Here is a 19,150-nt window from a genome sequence, read left to right on the forward strand (position 1 = left end):
CTTTGCGTCTTTGCGAGATTCAAATTATACATTGTGTGGCTTCGACTTCGCTCAGCCTGACAAAAGCGAGCAAAAACATCTGCGCAAGTCAGTTGAATCAGTAAAATCCGTGGGCAAAAAAATCTAAAATCTACAATCTAAACTCTAAAGTTCTGTAATAAAACAAGAAGCCGGCAAATTTGCTTTATTAAACAAATCTGACTGAATTGTATTTCCCCATGCAAATCTCACTTTTGCTGGAGAAGCTACTTTTTTGCTTGTCAAAATCACCTGATTATTTTTAATTGAAGCTTCGGCTGGATAGAAAACTCCATCAGTTCCAGCCACTTCAAATTGATTTGAAATTTTGTTTTTAAAATACAACACTTCAGCATAATCAAAAGAAACTGTGACTTTGTTTTTATCGATTTTAATTTCCTTGAAAAGCGGACCATTTACCAAATTTGAATTGACTTTATAAACTTCGGCTAAAGCCAGATTTGCTAAACGAATTCCAACTGATTTTTTATTCTTTGGATGAATATCAATTGTATCTGAAATGTCTGAAGTTATAACCATTCCTGTTTTCGGGACTTCTTTTAAAATTTTTCTTTGAGAATTTCTAACCGTAACATTCGAGAAATTATTTGTTCCTGTTTTGTAAGGTGCTATCTGAACGAAATAAAAAGGAAACTCGTCGTTCCAGTTTTTTCTCCACGAAGTAATCAAAGCCGAAAGCGTTTTATCGTAAACCAAAGAACCAACATTTGATTCTCCCTGATACCAAATTGTTCCTGCAATTTTAAATCCAACAATTGGAGCAATCATGGCGTTATAGGCACGTCCGGGTTGGTGTGGGCCATATTCTTGTTCGTATAATTTTTTGGCATTTTCTAATAAAACCGGATCGTTTTGAATCACTTCTTCCGGCATCCAGATTTCAGCCGGAGTTCCACCCCAGTTGGAAGAAATTAATCCGATGGGAACATTTTTTAAATCTTCGCGTAAGCGTTTAGCAAAAAAGTAACCAACGGCACTGAAATATTTCATTGTTTCAGGAGTCGATTCAACCCAATTTCCTAATACATTATTCTGCGGAGTTATTGCCGTGGATTTTGAAACGGTAAAAAATCGAATATTCGGATTTGCGGCATTTTTAACTTCTTCATCGCCGTTATCGATTCCCCAACTTGCCGACATTTCCATGTTTGATTGCCCGGAACATATCCATACTTCGCCAATTAAAATATTTTTTAAAACAACTTCGGTATATCCTTTTATAGAAATCGTGTAAGGTCCGCCGGCTTCAGGGGTTTTGATTATAAGTTCCCATTTTGCCTGATTATTTGTAACTGCTTTATATTCCTGATTGTTCCAGCTCGAAACTAATTTAATTTCTTCTTTTGGATTTGCCCAACCCCAAATTTTCACTTCTGAATTTCGCTGTAAAACCATATTATCTCCAAAAATATTCGGGAGCGTAACATTTGCTGTTATGCTATTTGCAATCATAAAAAAGAAAATAAGCTTAATTATATTATTTTTCATTTAACAGCTTTTTTAAAAATGGAGCATATTCGTCTGCCAAAACTTTATGATCAGCCACATCAGGATGTCCTGAACAGCCTTTTGGAGTCATTGGTTTAAATTTGAAAATCTGAATTGGCTTATGTGTTTTGTCTTCCGCGAAAGCGTTTTTTACTTTATTCAGACAATCTTCAAAAACAACGGCTCTTTCTCCACCTACCATCGGGCTGTTTGTAATTACAATCTGCACATTTGGATTGTGTTCGTAAAGCATTTTTATAAAATTGATGTAATTCGAAACATATTTTTCGGGATTAAAAGGCAGCCGTTCTTTTTTTCCATCTCCACCAGAAAAATCATTTGTTCCTAAAGCAATACTTATAATATCCGGCTGAAAAGCAAAATCATATTTAGGTTTTGAAGGATCTTTTGTCAAATATAAATTAGGATAAACATCTGGCATTATGGATTCGTCTTTGTTTTCGTCGTTCCAGTTTCTGTAAATTCCAATTCCCGAAACACAGCTCATTAAATAATCAACATCTATTTCTCTCGAAATTCTTGGCCCGTAAGCATAATAACCGTTATGATGATCCATATATTCGCCTTTATCACACGGAATATCTGACGGGTCACTCGCCGCTCCGCAAGTAATTGAATCGCCTATAAATTCGATTTTCTTTTTCTTTTTAGATGAAATTGAAGTCAGTTTTGCGGTTGTTCCCGCAAACAGAATGTTGCCACTTTGAGCTTCGGTATTTTTATAGATTTCTAAATGATGTTCTTTTTTATTGGAAGTTATTTTTATTGGAAATGACTGAACAGCTCCTTTTTCGATTCTGATTTTTCCAATATATTTTCCATCTAAAACCAGCTGAACATAATTATGATGTCCATAAGAATCTACACTTTGAAGTGAAATTGAACATTCATTTCCTGCAAAATTAAAAGATACAGAAGATGCAGTTCCTATTAAGATTACTTGATTATTTTGAAGTTTATCAACTCTTCCGGCATAAAGAAAAGTATTCTGGTTTTGTGATGTCGAAACAATTGAAATCAGCAAAAACAGAATTAAAAGTGCGTTTTTTTTTGGAAACATAATTTATTTGTTAAAATATAAATACGATTCACAAATATATTTGAAACTTAATAAACATAAAGATACTAAAACATCAAAAAGTAATAAAAAAACACCACGTAAACACATCATTTAATTGCTAATTCTTACAATCTATACTGCATTTTGAAAAATAACGTTCTATCTTTAGCAATTAAACCTTTTCTTATTTAAAAAAAATGAAACTCAACTTTTTCACCATCATATTTTCCGTCATCTTATTTTCTTTTTGTACTGCAAAAGAGAAAAATAAAAATATTATTCAAAAAGAGCAATCAGCAATCGATCGGGATTCTATAATAGTTTTTGCCAAAAAATATTTAGGGACACCTTATTTATATGCGAGCAGTAATCCTGAAAAAGGATTTGACTGTTCTGGTTTTGTGAGTTATGTTTTTGGCAATTTTGGTATAACTTTACCAAGAAGTTCAAGCGGTTATAAAAATTTAGGAACGGCGCTAAAGCCTGAAGATTTTAAAGTTGGGGATATTTTGGTTTTTTATGGGTATAAAGACAAAACGGTAATTGGTCATCTTGGCATAATTTGCGAGGCAGACGGAATGCAGTCTAAATTTATTCATGCTTCTTCCGGAAAAGCGCAGCAGGTTACAATCACTTCACTTGCTACTGAACATTACACCAATCGTTTTTATAAATGTATTGATGTAATTTCTAAATAAAAAAACTCCAAATACATGACATATTTGGAGCTTCCACTTTATAACTAACCTTTATTTTTAAATAACCGTTCCTTTTAACGTAAGTATTTTTGGAGCAGTTTCTGCACTTGTTGTTACGGTAACTGTTTTTGTAAAAGCGCCTTTGTTTGCTGCATTGTAAGTTGCTGTTACTTTTGCAGATTTACCAGGTAAAATTGGCTCTTTTGTGTAGTCTGTTGCTGTACAACCGCATGAACCCTGAACTTGTGTAATTACAACGGCAGTTTTCCCTGTGTTTTTAAATTCATAAACAATTGCTTTTGGAGTTCCTTGTGGAATTTCTCCAACATCGATTGTTTCTGTTTTCCAAACAATTGTCGAAGCTGTTTCTGTAATTTTTGTTTCAGCTGTTAAAGATTTTACCGGAGCAATTGCTGAAAAAGACATTAGGCTTAAAGCCAAAACCAGCATAGAAATTTTGATGATTTTCATAGTTAAATATATTAATGGTTTATAGTTCGATTTTTACATTACAAAGATATTTCAGACAAAAAGAAATCGCTGTTAAGCGGTTTCAAATGTTTGTTAATGACTTGTTAATCGCTGTTTTTAACTATATTTTTGATTAATATTACACTCTCAAAAGTCTGTTTTCTTGAAAATTAATAAACTCAATAGTATTATTGTTCTGGGATTGGTCGCCATTATTAGTATTTTGGTGGCGCAATTGCTTTGGACAAAAGAGGCTTTTACGATAGAGCAGAAAAAGCTGAGTCAAAAAGCGCATATCGCTCTTCTTGAGGTTGCTAAAAAACTATATGAAGGGACCAGTCACGAACTTCCGGCTCAAAGTCCTGTGCAGAAAATTTCAAATGATTATTATATTGTAAATGTCGACAATGACTTTGAACCTGATATTTTAGAATTTTATCTAAAAACAGAATTCAAAAAAATGAATATTACGACTGATTTTGAATATGCGATGTATAATTGCCAGAGTGATGAAATGATTTATGGCGATTATATTTCTTTATCGAAAAAAAAATCGGAATGTAAAAAGACGGTTTATTTCCCGAAGCATAAAAATTTAGTCTACTATTTTGCGGTTCGTTTCCCGAATGAAACGACTTATTTATTTAGTTCGATGCGCTTTTGGTTTGTGCTTTCGATTATGCTGATTTTGATTTTATTGATTTACGTTTATTCGATTTTTACGCTTTTGCAGCAAAAAAAATATTCTGAATTGCAGCGTGATTTTATCAATAATATGACGCATGAATTTAAAACACCTTTGTCTTCTATTTTAATTGCTTCGAAATACTTAAGCGAACAAAATCCTATTAAGGACGATAAAAAACTGCATACTTATACGGAGATTATTATTAATCAAAGCAATAAACTGAATCATCATATTGAGAAGATTTTAAATATTGCCAAATCAGATTATGCGCCTTGGGAATTAAAAAAAGAACCTGTTTTAATTATTCCGATTATTGAAGAGGCGATTGAAAATATTCAGTTAAAATATCCTGAAGCGATTATTACTATTGAAAGTCCTTCTCAGGAATATTTATTAGAAACAGATGTTTTTCATTTTGGCAATCTAATTTACAACCTTTTAGATAATGCGGTAAAATACTGCAATAAAAAGCCTGAAATTACGATTAGAATTTATGAGGAGAATTCCATTTTAAAATTGGAGTTTGTCGATAACGGGATTGGAATTTCTACTAAAAAATTATCTTATATATTTGATAAGTTTTACCGAATTCAAAACGAAAAGAGTAATGAAGTAAATGGTTTTGGACTTGGTTTATATTACGTAAAAGAAATATGCAGTTTGCAAAACTGGAAAATAAAAGCTGAAAATAATACTGAAAACGGAGTTACTATAACTTTGTCTATTCCTTATAAGAAATGAAAAATTTCAAGATACTTTATACCGAAGATGACGAAACGCTGGCGTTTTTGACCAAAGATAATTTGGAACAAAATAATTATGAAGTGGTTCATTGTACGAATGGAAAATCTGGTTTGGAAACTTTCAAAAATGAAGATTTTGATATTTGTATTTTTGATATTATGATGCCGAAAATGGACGGTTTTGAACTGGCTGAAGAAGTCCGGAAAATTGATACTGATGTTCCGATTATTTTTCTTTCGGCTAAAACTTTGAAAGAAGATCGTATAAAAGGACTTCGCCTTGGTGCCGATGATTATTTGGTAAAGCCTTTCAGCATTGAAGAATTAATTTTGAAAATTGAGGTTTTCCTGAAACGTTCTCAGAAAAATAATAAAGTCGAAAAATCGGTTTATGAGATTGGGAAATATCAATTTGATACCAAAAATTTTATTCTTTTTAATGAAGAAGAAAAAGTCGGTCTTACACAGCGTGAAGCCGAATTACTTAAACTGTTTCTTGACAATAAAAATTTAGTTTTAAAAAGAGAGCAGATTTTAACTGCACTTTGGGGAACTGATGATTATTTTATGGGAAGAAGTCTTGATGTTTTTATTTCGCGCCTGCGTAAAATTTTATCAAACGAAAAAGGCATTTCGATAGAAAACCTGCACGGAATTGGTTTTAGATTTTCTATAGCGTAATTGTAAAGTGTATTCTTTCAAATAATCACAATTCTGTTAAAAATAAAGAATAATCTGTAAATAGATTTTGAAAAATCTTTGTATTTTTAAGTTCTAATTTTCCAGATATGAAAATACATCATTTGCGAAATGCCACATTGGTTATTGAGACAGAAAAGCATGTTATTCTTGTAGATCCGATGTTAGGAAAGAGAAAAACAATTGCTCCTTTCACTATTTTTCGTTACAATCCAAAACGCAATCCTCTAGTGGCTCTGCCTAAAAACAGCAGGGAAATTTTGAGCAATGTTACGCATTGTTTAATTACGCATTTACATCCGGATCATATTGATAAGGCCGGAGAAGTATTTTTAAGAAGAAAAAGCATTCCTGTAATCTGCAGCGCTAAAGATGAAAAAACTCTTTTGCAAAGAGGCCTTAATATTGTGCAGACTTTAAATTATTGGGAACCTCAGCCTTTTTTAGATGGAAGAATTATTGGAATTCCCGCTCTTCATGGTTACGGTTGGATTGCAAAATTGATGGGAAATGTAATGGGATTTTACATTGAACTTGCAAACGAAAAATCGGTTTATATAAGTTCTGACACTATTTTTACAGATGATGTTCAAAAAGCATTAATCGAACTCAAACCTGATATTGCAACGGTTGCCTGCGGAACTGCAAGACTAGATATTGGACAGCCTTTGTTAATGCGAATGAATGATATTTTGAAGTTTACCGCTCTTGCACCAGGAAAAGTTTTTGCCAATCACCTTGAAGCTTTAAACCACTGCCCAACAACTCGCGAAGAATTAAGAAAAGCATTGACTGAGAACAATCTTTTGTATAAAGTTGCTATTCCGAGTGACGGAACTAGTATAGATTATTGATCTTAAATACATTCTGTTTTTACTGAAAAATAGTTTTGTTTTGCTATTTTCTATTTCAGTATTATACTATATTTGGCTCTTAATCCAACCAAAAACAGATGAATAATTTTTTAAGAAAAATAAACTTAATTAAAGATATTACAATACAATTACCCGTTTCAAAACTAGATTTTATTCAAAAATTTAGAAACAATGTTGATGAATCTGATTTAGGTTATGTGCCTTTTGAAGTTTTTCAATCCAGTAAAAATGAATACAAAGGAAATATTGAAAATAATTCATTTGAGCTGAAAAAGAGAAAAAAAATATTTGACATGAATCATTCTTTTGCCAAAGTAAACGGAAATTTAATTCAGGAAAATGATAAATTGACTATTGATGTTGAAATTATAGGCTTCAGAAAAAGAATGATTATCTTTTTTGGATTTATAATTTTTTTCTATCTCATATCTATTGCAGGAATGATATCAGTAGGTGATAATGTTACTTTTATTTTTTTACCTTTTCTATTTATACATATGTCAATTATGTTAGGCATTCCTTACTTTATAATTAGAAGAAGTGTAAATAGAATGGCTTATGATTTAGAAAGAGATTTTCACTATTGGGTAACAAAAAACTAGTTCAATTTTTTTATTATAAAACTAACAATCCAAACTCTCGCAAAGTATTGATTGGTTTTGAATACCAAAATAATTCGAAATCTTCTAATGAAATTTCGAAATCATTTTTGACTTCCTGAAAAGTATAATTTTTAGTATTCGAAATTGAAATTCTTGTCAAAATATCAATTAACCAATCGCCTTCTTCTTTACTGGTTTGAATGGTAAAACTTTCTTTTTTACCATGAAAAGTCAGCGACATCATTTCCCAGCTTCTTCCTTTTTTTGATTTTGTAAAGATTTCTGCCGAAGGTTTTCCGCCAAGCCAAACAACTTTCGCATTTGGTTTTGTATTGAAATCATTTTGTTCTTCGAGTGCATTAAAAATAAAATCGGGATGAATTTTTGTTTTCGGAATCTTGAAATCGAACCAATCTTGCAGTTCGTAATCAAAACAAATTCCATGCATAAAATTGAAAAGAGATTTCTTTAAGCCGAAGCTGAATTTATCGTGATTGATTCCTGTTGAATCGGTATATTCAATATCGTTATTGGCAAAAGTTCCAATAACCTCTGTTTTTTTAGTAACACCAAATTGCTCCGGATATAATCCAACCGGACTATGAGCAGTTAAGGCAAACTGATGCCAAAATCCTGATTGCAAAACTCCGGCTTCAAATAATTGGCGAACCATTTCAAGACTGTCAATCGTTTCCTGAATGGTTTGCGTAGGATATCCGTACATTAAATATGCATGAACCATAATTCCGGCTTCAGTAAAATTTCGGGTTACTTTTGCAACTTGTTCTACCGTTACACCTTTGTCGATTAATTTCAATAATCTATCTGAAGCCACTTCTAAACCACCGGAAACGGCAATACAGCCGGAAGCTTTTAGTAATAAACATAAATCTTTAGAAAAGCTTTTTTCAAATCGAATATTTGTCCACCAGGTTACTGCCAGTTTTCGTTTTAAGATTTCGAGTGCCAATGCACGCATTAAAGCCGGCGGTGCAGCTTCATCAACAAAATGAAATCCGTTTTGACCCGTTTGCAGAATCAATTCTTCCATTCGGTTGCAAAGTAAACTTGCCGCAACGGGCTCGTAAACTTTAATATAATCAAGTGAAATGTCACAAAATGTACATTTTCCCCAATAACAGCCATGAGCCATTGTAAGCTTATTCCAACGTCCGTCGCTCCACATTCTATGCATCGGATTTACAATTTCGATAACCGAAATGTATTTATCCAAAGGAAGATCTGAATAATCCGGCGTTCCTACATAGGCTTGTTTGTAGTCGTGTTTTAAGGAATTGTTTTTGTAGACAACTTCTCCATTTTCTAATAAAAAGGTTCTTTTGAAACGCTTCTCGGCTTCGCTCGAAGTGACAGAATCTGCGTTTTCTAAATTGAAAATTAATTCTTCGATTGGAACTTCTCCATCATCTAAAGTGATAAAATCAAAAAACTTAAAAACTCGTTTATCCGAAAGTGAACGTAATTCAGTATTTGGAAAACCACCACCCATTGAAATTTTAATTTCGGGATGATTTTGTTTTACCCATTGTGCAGATCTAAATGCGCTGTATAAATTTCCAGGAAATGGAACAGAAATTAAAAACAATGTAGGTTTTACAGCTTCTATCTTTTCTTTTAAAAGTGAAATTAAAATCGAATCAATATATGTTGGTTCTTGCTGCAGAGCATTGTATAATTCATCAAAAGAATTAGCACTTCGGCCTAAACGTTCGGCATATCGGCTAAAGCCAAAATTTTCATCTACACATTCTACAATATAATCCGAAATATCTTCCAGATACAAAGTAGCCAAATGTTTTGCTTTATCCTGAGTTCCCATTGTTCCGAAAGCCCAGTCGAGTTCTTCTAATTGTGCAAAACGAGAAGCCTCAGGCAGAAAATCTTCCTGACAAATCTGCAACGCTAATGTTGGATTTTTTCCTTGCAAAAACTGAATTACAGGGTCAATTGTTTTGATATATTCATCCTGCAAAGCAAAAATACGCTTGGAGTTGTCTGAGATCTCAGAACCTAAAACTTGAAACTTTGAACTTGAAATCTGAAACAAATCAGAAAGTCCTTTCTTCGAAAACAATTCTAAAATCACATCAATTCCCAAGTCTGCCTGAACCGATTCTATATTTTTTGTATTCAGAAAACCTTTTATATACGCCGTCGCCGGATACGGAGTATTCAGTTGGGTAAATGGCGGTGTAATTACAAAAAGTTTCGTTTTCAAAAGAATTTATTTTTTTGCAAAAATACGGGATATTTGGAGACTTTTTAGGAAAAGATTTTATTGGTTTATGTTTTGATCTTTTGATTTTGTTTTGTAGATATTTAATTACATTTGCGACAGTCAAATTAATCAGATGAAGCATAAATTACTTTTCGTTTTCTTTATAATAACTATTCATTTATTTTCTCAAAATAAAAACCAATCAATTGGTTTTAAAGAGAACAAAGGCCAGATTATTGACCAAAAAGGAAAACCAAATACTGCTGTTAAATATTTGCTGAATACTAACGGACTTAATGTTCAATTAAGAAAAAATGGATTTTCATATGACGTTTATGAAGTAAAAAAAACGCCAATACAACATCATCCACGCAATCCTAGAGAAGAACAATCCCATTTTCATGATAATCAGGAAAAAGATAAAGAGGAGTTCAAATTAGAATATACTTTCCATCGCATCGACATTGACTTTGTAAATTCAAACTCAAAAGTTGAATTAATTCCAGAGCAAAAATCTGTTGATTTTGACAACTATTACAATATTCCAAATAAACCAGAAGGCATTATTGGTGTTTATCAATTTAAACAAATTACCTATAAAAATATTTACCCAAATATTGATGTAGTTTTTATAATTCCAAACGACCCTAAAAAAACAGTTGAATATAATTTTGTAATTCACCCTCATGGAAAAATTTCTGACATTCAATTAAAATTTAATGGCGCAGAAACTGATTTGGTTGATAATAAAATCCAGATGAATGTCCGTTTTGGAAAAATGGAGGAAACACTTCCTGCGAGTTGGATTGAAGATGGAGGGAGTAAAAAGGAAATTGAGGTTGGATATACTAAAATTAAGAAGGATGTTTATGGGTTTTCTTCTTCTGATAACGTAAGTGGAAAAACTATTGTGATTGATCCGATACCAACAAGACTTTGGGGAACATTTTATGGGGATGACGAAAATTATGGAAGTAATGAATTTGGAGGAAGTACGACTGATTTATTAGGTAATAATTACTTAGTAGGATCAACTTCTGTTCCTAATTCTTCATATGCTACATCGGGTGCACACCAAACTACAATTGGAAACCCTCAAAGCATGGCTCCAGACGGAATAATTGTAAAATTTTCTTCTAGTGGACTTAGGCTATGGAGTTCTTATTATGGAGGAGAAGGATATGATCGAATAAAAGCTGTAAGAACAGATTCTCAAAATAATGTGGTCATTGTAGGCCAAACAAATAGTACAACCAAAATTAGCACATTAGGTTCATACCAAAGTTCATTTAGTGGATATGATGATGCTTTTTTGGTAAAATTTAACTCTTCAGGTGTTAGACTTTGGGGTACATATTATGGAGGAAGAGATGAGGACGGAGCTTATGGCGTTGATATTGATAAAAATGGTAATATTTTTATGGTGGGATATTTTTCAATAAATCACTCAACAAATATTTTTGATACCCCAATAGGAGATGGTTTCATAACCAAATTTAACCCTAATGGAACTATAGTTTGGAATAAATTATATGGAGGCAAAGGTACAGATGAATTTAGATCGGTTAAAGTTGGAGAAAACTTTATTGCAGTTGGTGGACTTTCATACAGTACAGATAATATTTCTACACCGGGAGTATTTCAAGAAAATCTTTATTACACAAATAATCTATCTGACGATGGCATAGTATTTAAATTAAATTTAAATGGAGATCGAATATGGAGTACCTATTATGGAGGGGAATCTGGAGAAAAAATTCATGCAATCGAAATTGATGACGAAAACAATATATATGTAGGTGGAGAAACTACTAGTTCTAATAATATTGCCTCACCAAGTTCTTTTGATGATTATAATTCATATTCTTGGACAGGTTTTCTTGCAAAATTGGATCAAAACGGGCAAAGATTATGGGGAACCTATTTAGGCTATGATACAATAATCTACTCTCTTGCTTTTACAAATAATTCAATCTATGTTGGTGGTAATGGAGGAATTGATAATTCAATAACAACTTTATGTGCATATAAACGAACTGGTATGGCTGGTGGATACATTGGAAAATTCTCTAAATTAGGAAGCTTAATATGGGGAAGCTACACTGGAGGATTTGACCAATATTCTCAAACAGAAATAACTGTTAAAAATAAAGAAATAGTAGTTGGTGGAACATCATCAATGAATGATGGAATAGCTGACTTAAATTCATATCAGCCTGAAATTTTAGGTCGTAAAAATTTCTTTCTAATGAAGTTTTCAGAAGAAAACAATTGTAATATTAATGCGAACCCAAGCAGTAATTCTCCTGTTTGTATAGGCGGTACATTAAATCTTAATGCTGATTCAGGATATAATTATGCATGGACAGGACCTAATGGTTTTACAAGTAATTTACAAAACCCAACGATCAATAATGTATCAAATGCAAATAAAGGGACTTACAAATTAGTTGCAAGTGATGACTGTGGTTGTCAAAAGAATTATGATATTGAAGTAATAATTGGAGATATTCTGGCACCAGTTCCTGATATTACCAATCTGCCAATAATAACTGGAGATTGCCATACTACAGTTACAACAATCCCAACTGCCACAGACGCTTGTGCAGGACAAATTACAGGAACAACTACAAGTCCATTATCTTATAGCTTACCTGGAACTTATACAATTGTATGGAATTACAGCGACGGAAACGGAAATACATCAATTCAAAATCAAACTGTTACAATTACAAGCCAGCCATTGCCAATTGCAAATTCTCCACAAACTTTCTGTGTTGACAAAAATGCTACAGTAAACGATATCCAAATTACAGGACAAAATATAAAATGGTACAGTAATCTAACAGGAGGAACACTTGTGCCTACAACAACTGTAGCTCAGGATAAAGCAACATATTATGCTTCACAAACTATAAATGGCTGCGAAAGTGAAAGGGTACCTGTTACAATTAATATTCAGGTTACATTTCCTCCAACAGGAAATGCAAATCAACCATTTTGTTCCGGACAAAATCCAACAATTGCAGATATTCAGGTTACAGGAACTACCATAAAATGGTATGATGCAGTAAGTAACGGTTCTTTATTAGCAGAAACTACAAATCTTGTCAACGGACAAACTTATTATGCATCACAAACAGAAAACAGTTGTGAAAGCCAGAGACTTGCAGTTACTGTTTCAATAGTAAATACACCTTCTGCACCAGTCTTAAATGGAAATACAGAATTCTGCAAGAAAGAAAATGCAAAATTATCCGACATCCAAATGTCTGGGCAAAATATAAAATGGTACGATACTAATTTCTCTGCTGCCAGTTTACCAAATACCACTTTATTAGAAGATAATAGAACATACTATGCTTCACAAACAATTGGATGTGAAGGTGATAGAACTCCTGTTTTAGTTCGGGTTTATGATACTCCGCTGCCAGCCGGAGACAATAATAAACAATTTTGTATTGATGAAATTGCTACAATTGAAAATATTGCTATAACAGGAACATCTCTTAAATGGTATGATGCAGCAACAAATGGAAACAGTTTATCAGAAACAACTTTACTGCAAAACGGCATTTATTATGTAACACAAACTCTAAATAATTGTGAAAGTGAAAGATTTGCCGTTACTGTAAAAATTCAGGATACTCAAATTCCAATTGCAGATTCACCACAAACATTTTGCATCCAAAAAAATGCATCTATTAATGACATTGATATTACAGGACAAAATATAAAATGGTTTGAAAGTATTTCTTCAAATAGTACTTTATCCGAATCAACATTACTTGAAAACGGACATATTTATTATGCTTCGCAAACAATCAGCAATTGTGAAAGTGACAGAATTCCTGTTGTGATAAATATTTTGGGAGCCACAACCGCAGATTGTATAAATTTTGTTGATGAACTGCCTTTTCCAAAATTCTTTACACCAAATAATGACAACTTTAATGATCACTGGACAATTGATTCTGCTTATTTAGCTCCAAACACAGCAATTAGAATATTTGACCGCTATGGAAAATTAATAAAAGAATTAGCTCCAAATACTTCTTGGGATGGAAATTATCTGGGTCACCAAGAACCAGCATCCGATTATTGGTTTACTGTTACAAGATTAAACGGAACAGAATTTAGAGGACATTTTAGTTTAAAAAGATAATTTCAAATAAAAAGGCACAGATTAAAAACCTGCGCCTTTTTTTATGTCAAGAAATTTAGAATTTTATTATTTAAAATTTATGTTCCTCCTTGCTAATTACCAAAAATGAAACTAAAGAAATAACTGCAGCAATCGTTAAGTACAAACCAACATAACTTACATCATAAGTTTTGGCTAACCAAATTGCAATCATAGGCGCAAAAGCTGCTCCCAGAATTCCTGCTAAATTAAACGTTAATGATGCTCCAGAATAACGAACATTTGTTGGAAACAACTCCGACAGAAAAGTTCCTAAAGGCCCATAAGTGAATCCCATTAAAGCCATTCCGATACAAGCGAAAGTAGTAACTAAAACAATGTTTCCGGAACTTAAAAAATAAGAAAAGAAAAATCCGAAAATTGCAATAGCCGCTGTAGCTATAATAAGCATTTTACGTCGGCCAATTTTATCTGCAACTACAGCCGAAACCGGAATGAAAATGGCAAAAAACAATACTGAAAATAACTGAATTAATAATCCATTTCTTTTTACAATTCCTAAGTCTGAAGTAGCCCAGCTTAATGTAAAAACAGTCATCAAATAAAAAACTAAAAACGTTGTAATAGCTGCAAACGTTCCAAAAATCAATTGATTTTTATACGATTTTACAATTGTTAAAAAAGGTATTTTAACTTCTTCCTGTTCTTTTTTAGAATTTTCGAAAGATGGAGTTTCTGTAATTTTTGTTCGGATATAAAAACCAACAACAACTAGTAATGAACTGGCAATAAATGGAATTCTCCAGCCATAATCCATAAAATCTTCATTACTCATGGAATCGGTTAATAATAGAAAAGTTCCACCAGAAAGCAGCAATCCTATTGGAGCTCCCAATTGCGGAAACATTCCGTACCAGGCACGTTTATTTGGTGGTGCATTTTCTATAGCTAATAAAACAGCTCCTCCCCATTCGCCTCCTAAACCAACGCCCTGCCCAAATCGGCATAACATTAATAATAACGGAGCAGCAACACCAATACTGGCATAACTTGGCAAAAATCCTATTGTAACAGTCGAAATACCCATCGTCAATAAAGCCGCAACTAAGGTAAATTTACGTCCTATTTTATCTCCATAATGTCCAAAAAAAGCTGAACCAAGCGGGCGTGATAAAAACGCAATTGAAAAAGTGGCTAAAGATTCCAGAGTCGCCATTGTCGAATCTGAACCGGGAAAAAATAATTGAGGAAAAACCAATACTGCAGCATTGGCATAAATATAAAAATCAAAAAATTCAATTGTGGTGCCAATTAGGCTTCCAAAAAGAACATGTTTTAGTGAGTTCTTTTTTTTAGGGTTTGTTTCCATGCAAAATCAGGTATATCTTTTTTTGTTTACAAAAATATAGTTTCGTTATTAATATTTCACATTTAAGACAATTAGTTTCGAAACACTTCTGTATTTTTAACAAATTTCATGTATTTAACATTTTAAACAATGTTTAATTTACTTAAAATTAAAAACCTGATTATAGGAACTTTAAAATAAAAAATAAAAATCAATCTTAAGCAATAGTTAAAACCGATTTTAACTGTATATTTTCATTAAATTTACAGCTGTCAAAAATAAATTTAAAATTATGCCTACCGACTGTATCAGCTATCAAACTTCTGGATATTTCTCTAAATTGATACAAGATTATTTAGATCAGAAATCAGAATTGAAACCGCTGTACAACAATTTCCCAACATTGGAGAATTTCGAAAAACAAATTGCCGAAAAAGCAGGTAACTTTGATAACAGCAACCGAATTCCTTTGGTTACCACTTTAAAAAAGCAATATCAAAGCATCGAAATTTCTGATTCGACAAAACAAAATATTGAGCTTTTAGCACTCGAAAATACTTTCACAATTACAACCGGACATCAGTTAAATTTATTTAGTGGGCCTTTGTATTTCTTATATAAAATCATTTCGACCATTAATCTTACCAAAGAATTAAAATCGAAATATCCGTCGTACAATTTTGTTCCCATTTATTGGATGGCGACAGAAGATCATGATTTTGAAGAAATAAACTATTTTAATTTTAAAGGAAAAAAATTCAGATGGAACAAAGAAAGTAACGGTCCCGTTGGCCGACTTTCAACTGAAGGTTTAGATGAATTCTTTGAAATTTATTCATTAGAATTAGGTTCAAGCACAAATGCCAATACTTTAAAAAAGCTTTTTCAAGATGCTTATTTAAAACACGATAATCTGGCCGATGCAACCCGTTTTTTAGCGAACAGTTTATTTGCTAATTACGGTTTAGTAATTATAGATGCTGACGATGCCGATTTAAAACGTGCTTTTATTCCGTATGCAAAAGAAGAATTAGAAAAACAGACTTCATACAAAGCGGTTCAGGAAACAATTGAACAATTGAAAGACTATACGGTTCAGGTAAATCCTCGTGAGATTAATTTATTTTATATTGAAGATAATCTGCGCGAAAGAATCATTTTTGAAGAAGATAAATACATTGTAAACAACACAAAAATCTCCTTTTCTAAAGAACAAATTCTTTCTGAATTAGAAAATCATCCTGAAAAATTCAGCCCAAATGTTATCATGCGTCCGCTTTATGAGGAAATTATTCTTCCAAATCTATGTTATATTGGCGGAGGCGGAGAGATTGCGTATTGGCTGGAATTAAAATCTTTTTTTGATGCCGTAAAAATTACTTTTCCAATGATTTTGGTTCGTAACTCTGTTCTTTTGGCAACCGAAAAACAAGGAAAAAAAGCAGATCAATTAAACTTAAGCTGGAGCGATCTTTTTACCAAACAAGAAAATTTAGTAAACGCGATTACACATAAAATTTCTGCATTTCCAATTGATTTAACACCTCAAAAAGAAATATTGAAAACCCAATTTCAATATCTTTATGAATTAGCAAATCAAACTGATAAATCTTTTTCTGGAGCTGTAAAAGCTCAGGAAGTAAAACAGACAAAAGGTCTTGAAAATTTAGAAAAACGTTTATTAAAAGCACAAAAAAGAAAACTAAGCGATCAATTGCAGCGGGTAATAGACTTACAATGTGAACTATTCCCAAATAATAGTTTACAAGAACGTCAAAGTAATTTTTCAGAATTTTATCTGGAAAAAGGCGAACAGTTAGTTCCGCTTTTACTGCAAAAATTGAAACCTTTAGAAATGAATTTTAACATCATAACAATTTAAAATAGTTTGCCACTATTTCACGAATTTACACAAATTATTTTCTTGTAAGGATAGAAATTAGTGTAAATTCGTGAAATTCGTGGCAGAAAAAATAATAAAATATAATAATTCTTGAGAACCAAATAACCACCTATCTTCTCAAAATTATTATTTCAAACCAAATAGCGATTTTTAAAAATATTAACTAACCAATTTACCCAAAACCAATGGTAAAAGAACGCTTAATTTCGCTAGATGTCTTTCGTGGACTAACAATTTTATTAATGACCATTGTAAACAACCCCGGAGACTGGGGCCATGTTTTCCCGCCATTATTACACGCCGAATGGCACGGCTGCACACCAACCGATTTAGTATTTCCGTTTTTCGTTTTTATAATGGGAGTTGCCGTTCCGCTTGCAATGCCTGATAAATTTTATGACGGCACCACTTTCAACAAAATTTTAATTCGTTCTTTGCGAATGCTTTGTTTGGGGATTTTCTTCAACTTTTTCGGGAAAATCCAATTATTCGGACTGGAAGGAATTCCGCTTTTAATTGGCCGACTTGCCATTACTATTGGAGTTGGTTATGCTTTAATGGGAAATTTCAGTTCAAAAATCAAAAACATTCTGGCATTTTCAATTCTGATAATTTATCTGTTTCTCGCTTACAGCGGTATCCAAGCCTACAGTGATGTAAGACTTCCGGGGGTTTTACAACGAATTGCAATTGTTTATTTTGTAGTTTCTCTTTTGTATTTAAAAACTTCTCAAAAAACGCAGATCATAACCGGAATCGTTTTGTTATTAGGATATTGGGCAATCATGACTTTAATCCCTGTTCCCGGAATTGGCGACGCAAATCTGGATAAAGGAACAAATCTTGCTTCATGGCTGGACAGCGTTTTACTAAAAGGACATATGTATCGTGGAACCGTAACGTGGGATCCGGAAGGAATTTTAAGCACACTTCCGTCAATCGTAAACGGAATTATTGGTTTATTAATTGGTCAATTATTACAGCAAAATTCTCCTAAAACTAAGAAAGCACAAAAAATGGCAATTGCAGGAGTTGCTTTAATCATTGCTGGTTTACTTTGGAATATTGTTTTCCCAATAAACAAATCACTTTGGACAAGCAGTTATGTTTTATACACTACAGGATTAGCCACAACATTTTTAGCAATTTTATATTACATAATTGATATCGCCGATTATAAAAAAGGATTCAAACCTTTCTTAATTTGGGGTGTAAACCCAATGATCGTTTTCTTTACTTCGCAGATAATTCCGCAGGCATTAGTAATGATTGAGTTTCAAAATCCACATAAAACCGAAGAGAAAATTAATTTATTAAATTACCTGTACAGCTTTTGGATTGCACCATTTTTCAGCAATCCTATGACAGCTTCATTAGCCGGTGCATTAGTTTACGTTTGCATCTGGACTTTTATTTTATGGATATTCTACAGAAACAAATTAATATTCAAAGTATAATTTTTAAACCATATAAGTTATATAAGTTCATTTTAGAATTACGATGCTATTTATTGCGGATATTTCTGAACGCAACGATTTAAATGAATTTATATAACTTATATGGTTTTAAAAAAAGCTTTTCTTGGTTAAAACATCATTCTATCATGTTTTAATTACGAATTAATTAAAATCAATTCACAAAAAAAGTCTACTTTTGCACAAAATTTAATAAAATATAAAATGGCAACAAATAGAACTTTTACAATGATTAAACCAGATGCTGTTGCAAACGGACACATCGGGAATATCTTAGCAATGATCACTAATGGTGGTTTCAAAATCGTTTCATTAAAATTAACTCAATTAACTGTAGCTGATGCAAAAGCATTTTACGCAGTTCACGCAGAAAGACCTTTCTACGGAGAATTAGTTGAATTCATGTCACGTGGACCAATTGTTGCTGCAATTTTAGAAAAAGACAACGCAGTAGAAGATTTCAGAACTTTAATTGGAGCTACAAATCCAGCTGAAGCTGCTGAAGGAACTATTCGTAAAGCATACGCAACTTCTATTGGAGAAAATGCAGTTCACGGTTCTGACAGCGACGAAAATGCTGCAATCGAAGGTGCATTCCACTTTGCTGGTAGAGAGCAGTTTTAATTTATGATTTCAGAGTTTAGATTTTAGATTGCT

14 protein-coding genes are annotated in these 19,150 nt (G+C 32.5%); 9 read left to right on the plus strand and 5 right to left on the minus strand.

All coding sequences use genetic code 11. The features are described 5' to 3' along the window. Positions 1-144: 144 nt before the first annotated feature. Positions 145-1,527, minus strand: a complete 1,383-nt coding sequence (locus NLJ00_RS24500; protein WP_256635759.1) for a sialate O-acetylesterase — start codon at positions 1,525-1,527, stop codon at positions 145-147. Continuing rightward, positions 1,517-2,608, minus strand: a complete 1,092-nt coding sequence (locus NLJ00_RS24505; protein ID WP_256635760.1) for an SGNH/GDSL hydrolase family protein — start codon at positions 2,606-2,608, stop codon at positions 1,517-1,519. Before NLJ00_RS24505 ends, NLJ00_RS24500 begins: the two co-directional genes overlap by 11 nt. Positions 2,609-2,805: 197 nt before the next feature. Between NLJ00_RS24505 and NLJ00_RS24510 the strand changes: the two genes are divergently transcribed. Next, positions 2,806-3,306 (plus strand): C40 family peptidase, encoded by a 501-nt coding sequence (locus NLJ00_RS24510; protein WP_256635761.1) that lies wholly within the window; start codon positions 2,806-2,808, stop codon positions 3,304-3,306. Positions 3,307-3,363: 57 nt separating this feature from the next. On the opposite strand, the gene NLJ00_RS24515 is transcribed toward NLJ00_RS24510, so the two are convergent. Continuing rightward, complete coding sequence (locus tag NLJ00_RS24515; RefSeq protein WP_256635762.1) at positions 3,364-3,777, minus strand: DUF1573 domain-containing protein; 414 nt, start codon at positions 3,775-3,777, stop codon at positions 3,364-3,366. 163 nt (positions 3,778-3,940) lie between these two features. Here NLJ00_RS24515 and NLJ00_RS24520 point away from each other — a divergent pair, with 163 nt between their 5' ends. The 4 genes from NLJ00_RS24520 to NLJ00_RS24535 all read left to right on the plus strand — a co-directional run bounded on the left by NLJ00_RS24520 (position 3,941) and on the right by NLJ00_RS24535 (position 7,384). Further along, positions 3,941-5,206 carry a sensor histidine kinase gene (locus NLJ00_RS24520; protein ID WP_256635763.1) on the plus strand — a complete coding sequence of 422 codons (1,266 nt, stop codon included), beginning with the start codon at positions 3,941-3,943 and terminating at the stop codon, positions 5,204-5,206. Next, the gene (locus NLJ00_RS24525; RefSeq protein ID WP_256635764.1) at positions 5,203-5,889 is read left to right on the plus strand and encodes a response regulator transcription factor; all 687 of its coding nucleotides are present in this window, start codon (positions 5,203-5,205) and stop codon (positions 5,887-5,889) included. The genes NLJ00_RS24520 and NLJ00_RS24525 overlap by 4 nt, the downstream gene beginning before the upstream one ends. Before the next feature lie 107 nt (positions 5,890-5,996). Then, complete coding sequence (locus tag NLJ00_RS24530; RefSeq protein WP_256635765.1) at positions 5,997-6,761, plus strand: MBL fold metallo-hydrolase; 765 nt, start codon at positions 5,997-5,999, stop codon at positions 6,759-6,761. A gap of 98 nt (positions 6,762-6,859) precedes the next feature. After that, entirely contained in the window at positions 6,860-7,384 is a 525-nt protein-coding gene (locus NLJ00_RS24535) for a hypothetical protein (protein ID WP_256635766.1), read from the plus strand. A 13-nt stretch (positions 7,385-7,397) separates the two neighbouring features. On the opposite strand, the gene NLJ00_RS24540 is transcribed toward NLJ00_RS24535, so the two are convergent. Next, on the minus strand, positions 7,398-9,623 hold the full coding sequence (locus NLJ00_RS24540; protein WP_256635767.1) for a B12-binding domain-containing radical SAM protein: 2,226 nt from the start codon (positions 9,621-9,623) through the stop codon (positions 7,398-7,400). Positions 9,624-9,756: 133 nt separating this feature from the next. Between NLJ00_RS24540 and NLJ00_RS24545 the strand changes: the two genes are divergently transcribed. Further along, positions 9,757-13,788 (plus strand): DUF7948 domain-containing protein, encoded by a 4,032-nt coding sequence (locus tag NLJ00_RS24545; RefSeq protein WP_256635768.1) that lies wholly within the window; start codon positions 9,757-9,759, stop codon positions 13,786-13,788. A gap of 70 nt (positions 13,789-13,858) precedes the next feature. Here NLJ00_RS24545 and NLJ00_RS24550 read toward each other — a convergent pair whose 3' ends face one another. Continuing rightward, positions 13,859-15,136, minus strand: a complete 1,278-nt coding sequence (locus NLJ00_RS24550) for an MFS transporter (RefSeq protein ID WP_256635769.1) — start codon at positions 15,134-15,136, stop codon at positions 13,859-13,861. 271 nt (positions 15,137-15,407) lie between these two features. On the opposite strand from NLJ00_RS24550, the gene bshC reads away from it, so the two are divergent. From bshC to NLJ00_RS24565, 3 genes are all read left to right on the plus strand, one after another. Next, complete coding sequence (gene bshC / locus NLJ00_RS24555; protein WP_256635770.1) at positions 15,408-16,997, plus strand: bacillithiol biosynthesis cysteine-adding enzyme BshC; 1,590 nt, start codon at positions 15,408-15,410, stop codon at positions 16,995-16,997. Positions 16,998-17,203: 206 nt separating this feature from the next. Then, the gene (locus tag NLJ00_RS24560; RefSeq protein ID WP_256635771.1) at positions 17,204-18,475 is read left to right on the plus strand and encodes an acyltransferase family protein; all 1,272 of its coding nucleotides are present in this window, start codon (positions 17,204-17,206) and stop codon (positions 18,473-18,475) included. A 222-nt stretch (positions 18,476-18,697) separates the two neighbouring features. Next, positions 18,698-19,117: a nucleoside-diphosphate kinase gene (locus tag NLJ00_RS24565; protein WP_031456090.1), complete on the plus strand. Its 420-nt coding sequence runs from the start codon at positions 18,698-18,700 to the stop codon at positions 19,115-19,117. The last annotated feature ends 33 nt before the right edge of the window (positions 19,118-19,150 follow it).

Source organism: Flavobacterium panici (assembly GCF_024499525.1).
Taxonomy (GTDB): domain Bacteria; phylum Bacteroidota; class Bacteroidia; order Flavobacteriales; family Flavobacteriaceae; genus Flavobacterium; species Flavobacterium panici.

Bases quoted from the DNA above. Each gene is read 5' to 3' on its own strand.
- bshC (WP_256635770.1), top strand. From the start codon at position 15,408: ATGCCTACCGACTGTATCAGCTATCAAACTTCTGGATATTTCTCTAAA.
- NLJ00_RS24565 (WP_031456090.1), top strand. From the start codon at position 18,698: ATGGCAACAAATAGAACTTTTACAATGATTAAACCAGATGCTGTTGCA.
- NLJ00_RS24510 (WP_256635761.1), top strand. From the start codon at position 2,806: ATGAAACTCAACTTTTTCACCATCATATTTTCCGTCATCTTATTTTCT.
- NLJ00_RS24550 (WP_256635769.1), bottom strand. From the start codon at position 15,136: ATGGAAACAAACCCTAAAAAAAAGAACTCACTAAAACATGTTCTTTTT.
- NLJ00_RS24560 (WP_256635771.1), top strand. From the start codon at position 17,204: ATGGTAAAAGAACGCTTAATTTCGCTAGATGTCTTTCGTGGACTAACA.
- NLJ00_RS24525 (WP_256635764.1), top strand. From the start codon at position 5,203: ATGAAAAATTTCAAGATACTTTATACCGAAGATGACGAAACGCTGGCG.
- NLJ00_RS24515 (WP_256635762.1), bottom strand. From the start codon at position 3,777: ATGAAAATCATCAAAATTTCTATGCTGGTTTTGGCTTTAAGCCTAATG.
- NLJ00_RS24505 (WP_256635760.1), bottom strand. From the start codon at position 2,608: ATGTTTCCAAAAAAAAACGCACTTTTAATTCTGTTTTTGCTGATTTCA.
- NLJ00_RS24500 (WP_256635759.1), bottom strand. From the start codon at position 1,527: ATGAAAAATAATATAATTAAGCTTATTTTCTTTTTTATGATTGCAAAT.
- NLJ00_RS24545 (WP_256635768.1), top strand. From the start codon at position 9,757: ATGAAGCATAAATTACTTTTCGTTTTCTTTATAATAACTATTCATTTA.
- NLJ00_RS24535 (WP_256635766.1), top strand. From the start codon at position 6,860: ATGAATAATTTTTTAAGAAAAATAAACTTAATTAAAGATATTACAATA.
- NLJ00_RS24530 (WP_256635765.1), top strand. From the start codon at position 5,997: ATGAAAATACATCATTTGCGAAATGCCACATTGGTTATTGAGACAGAA.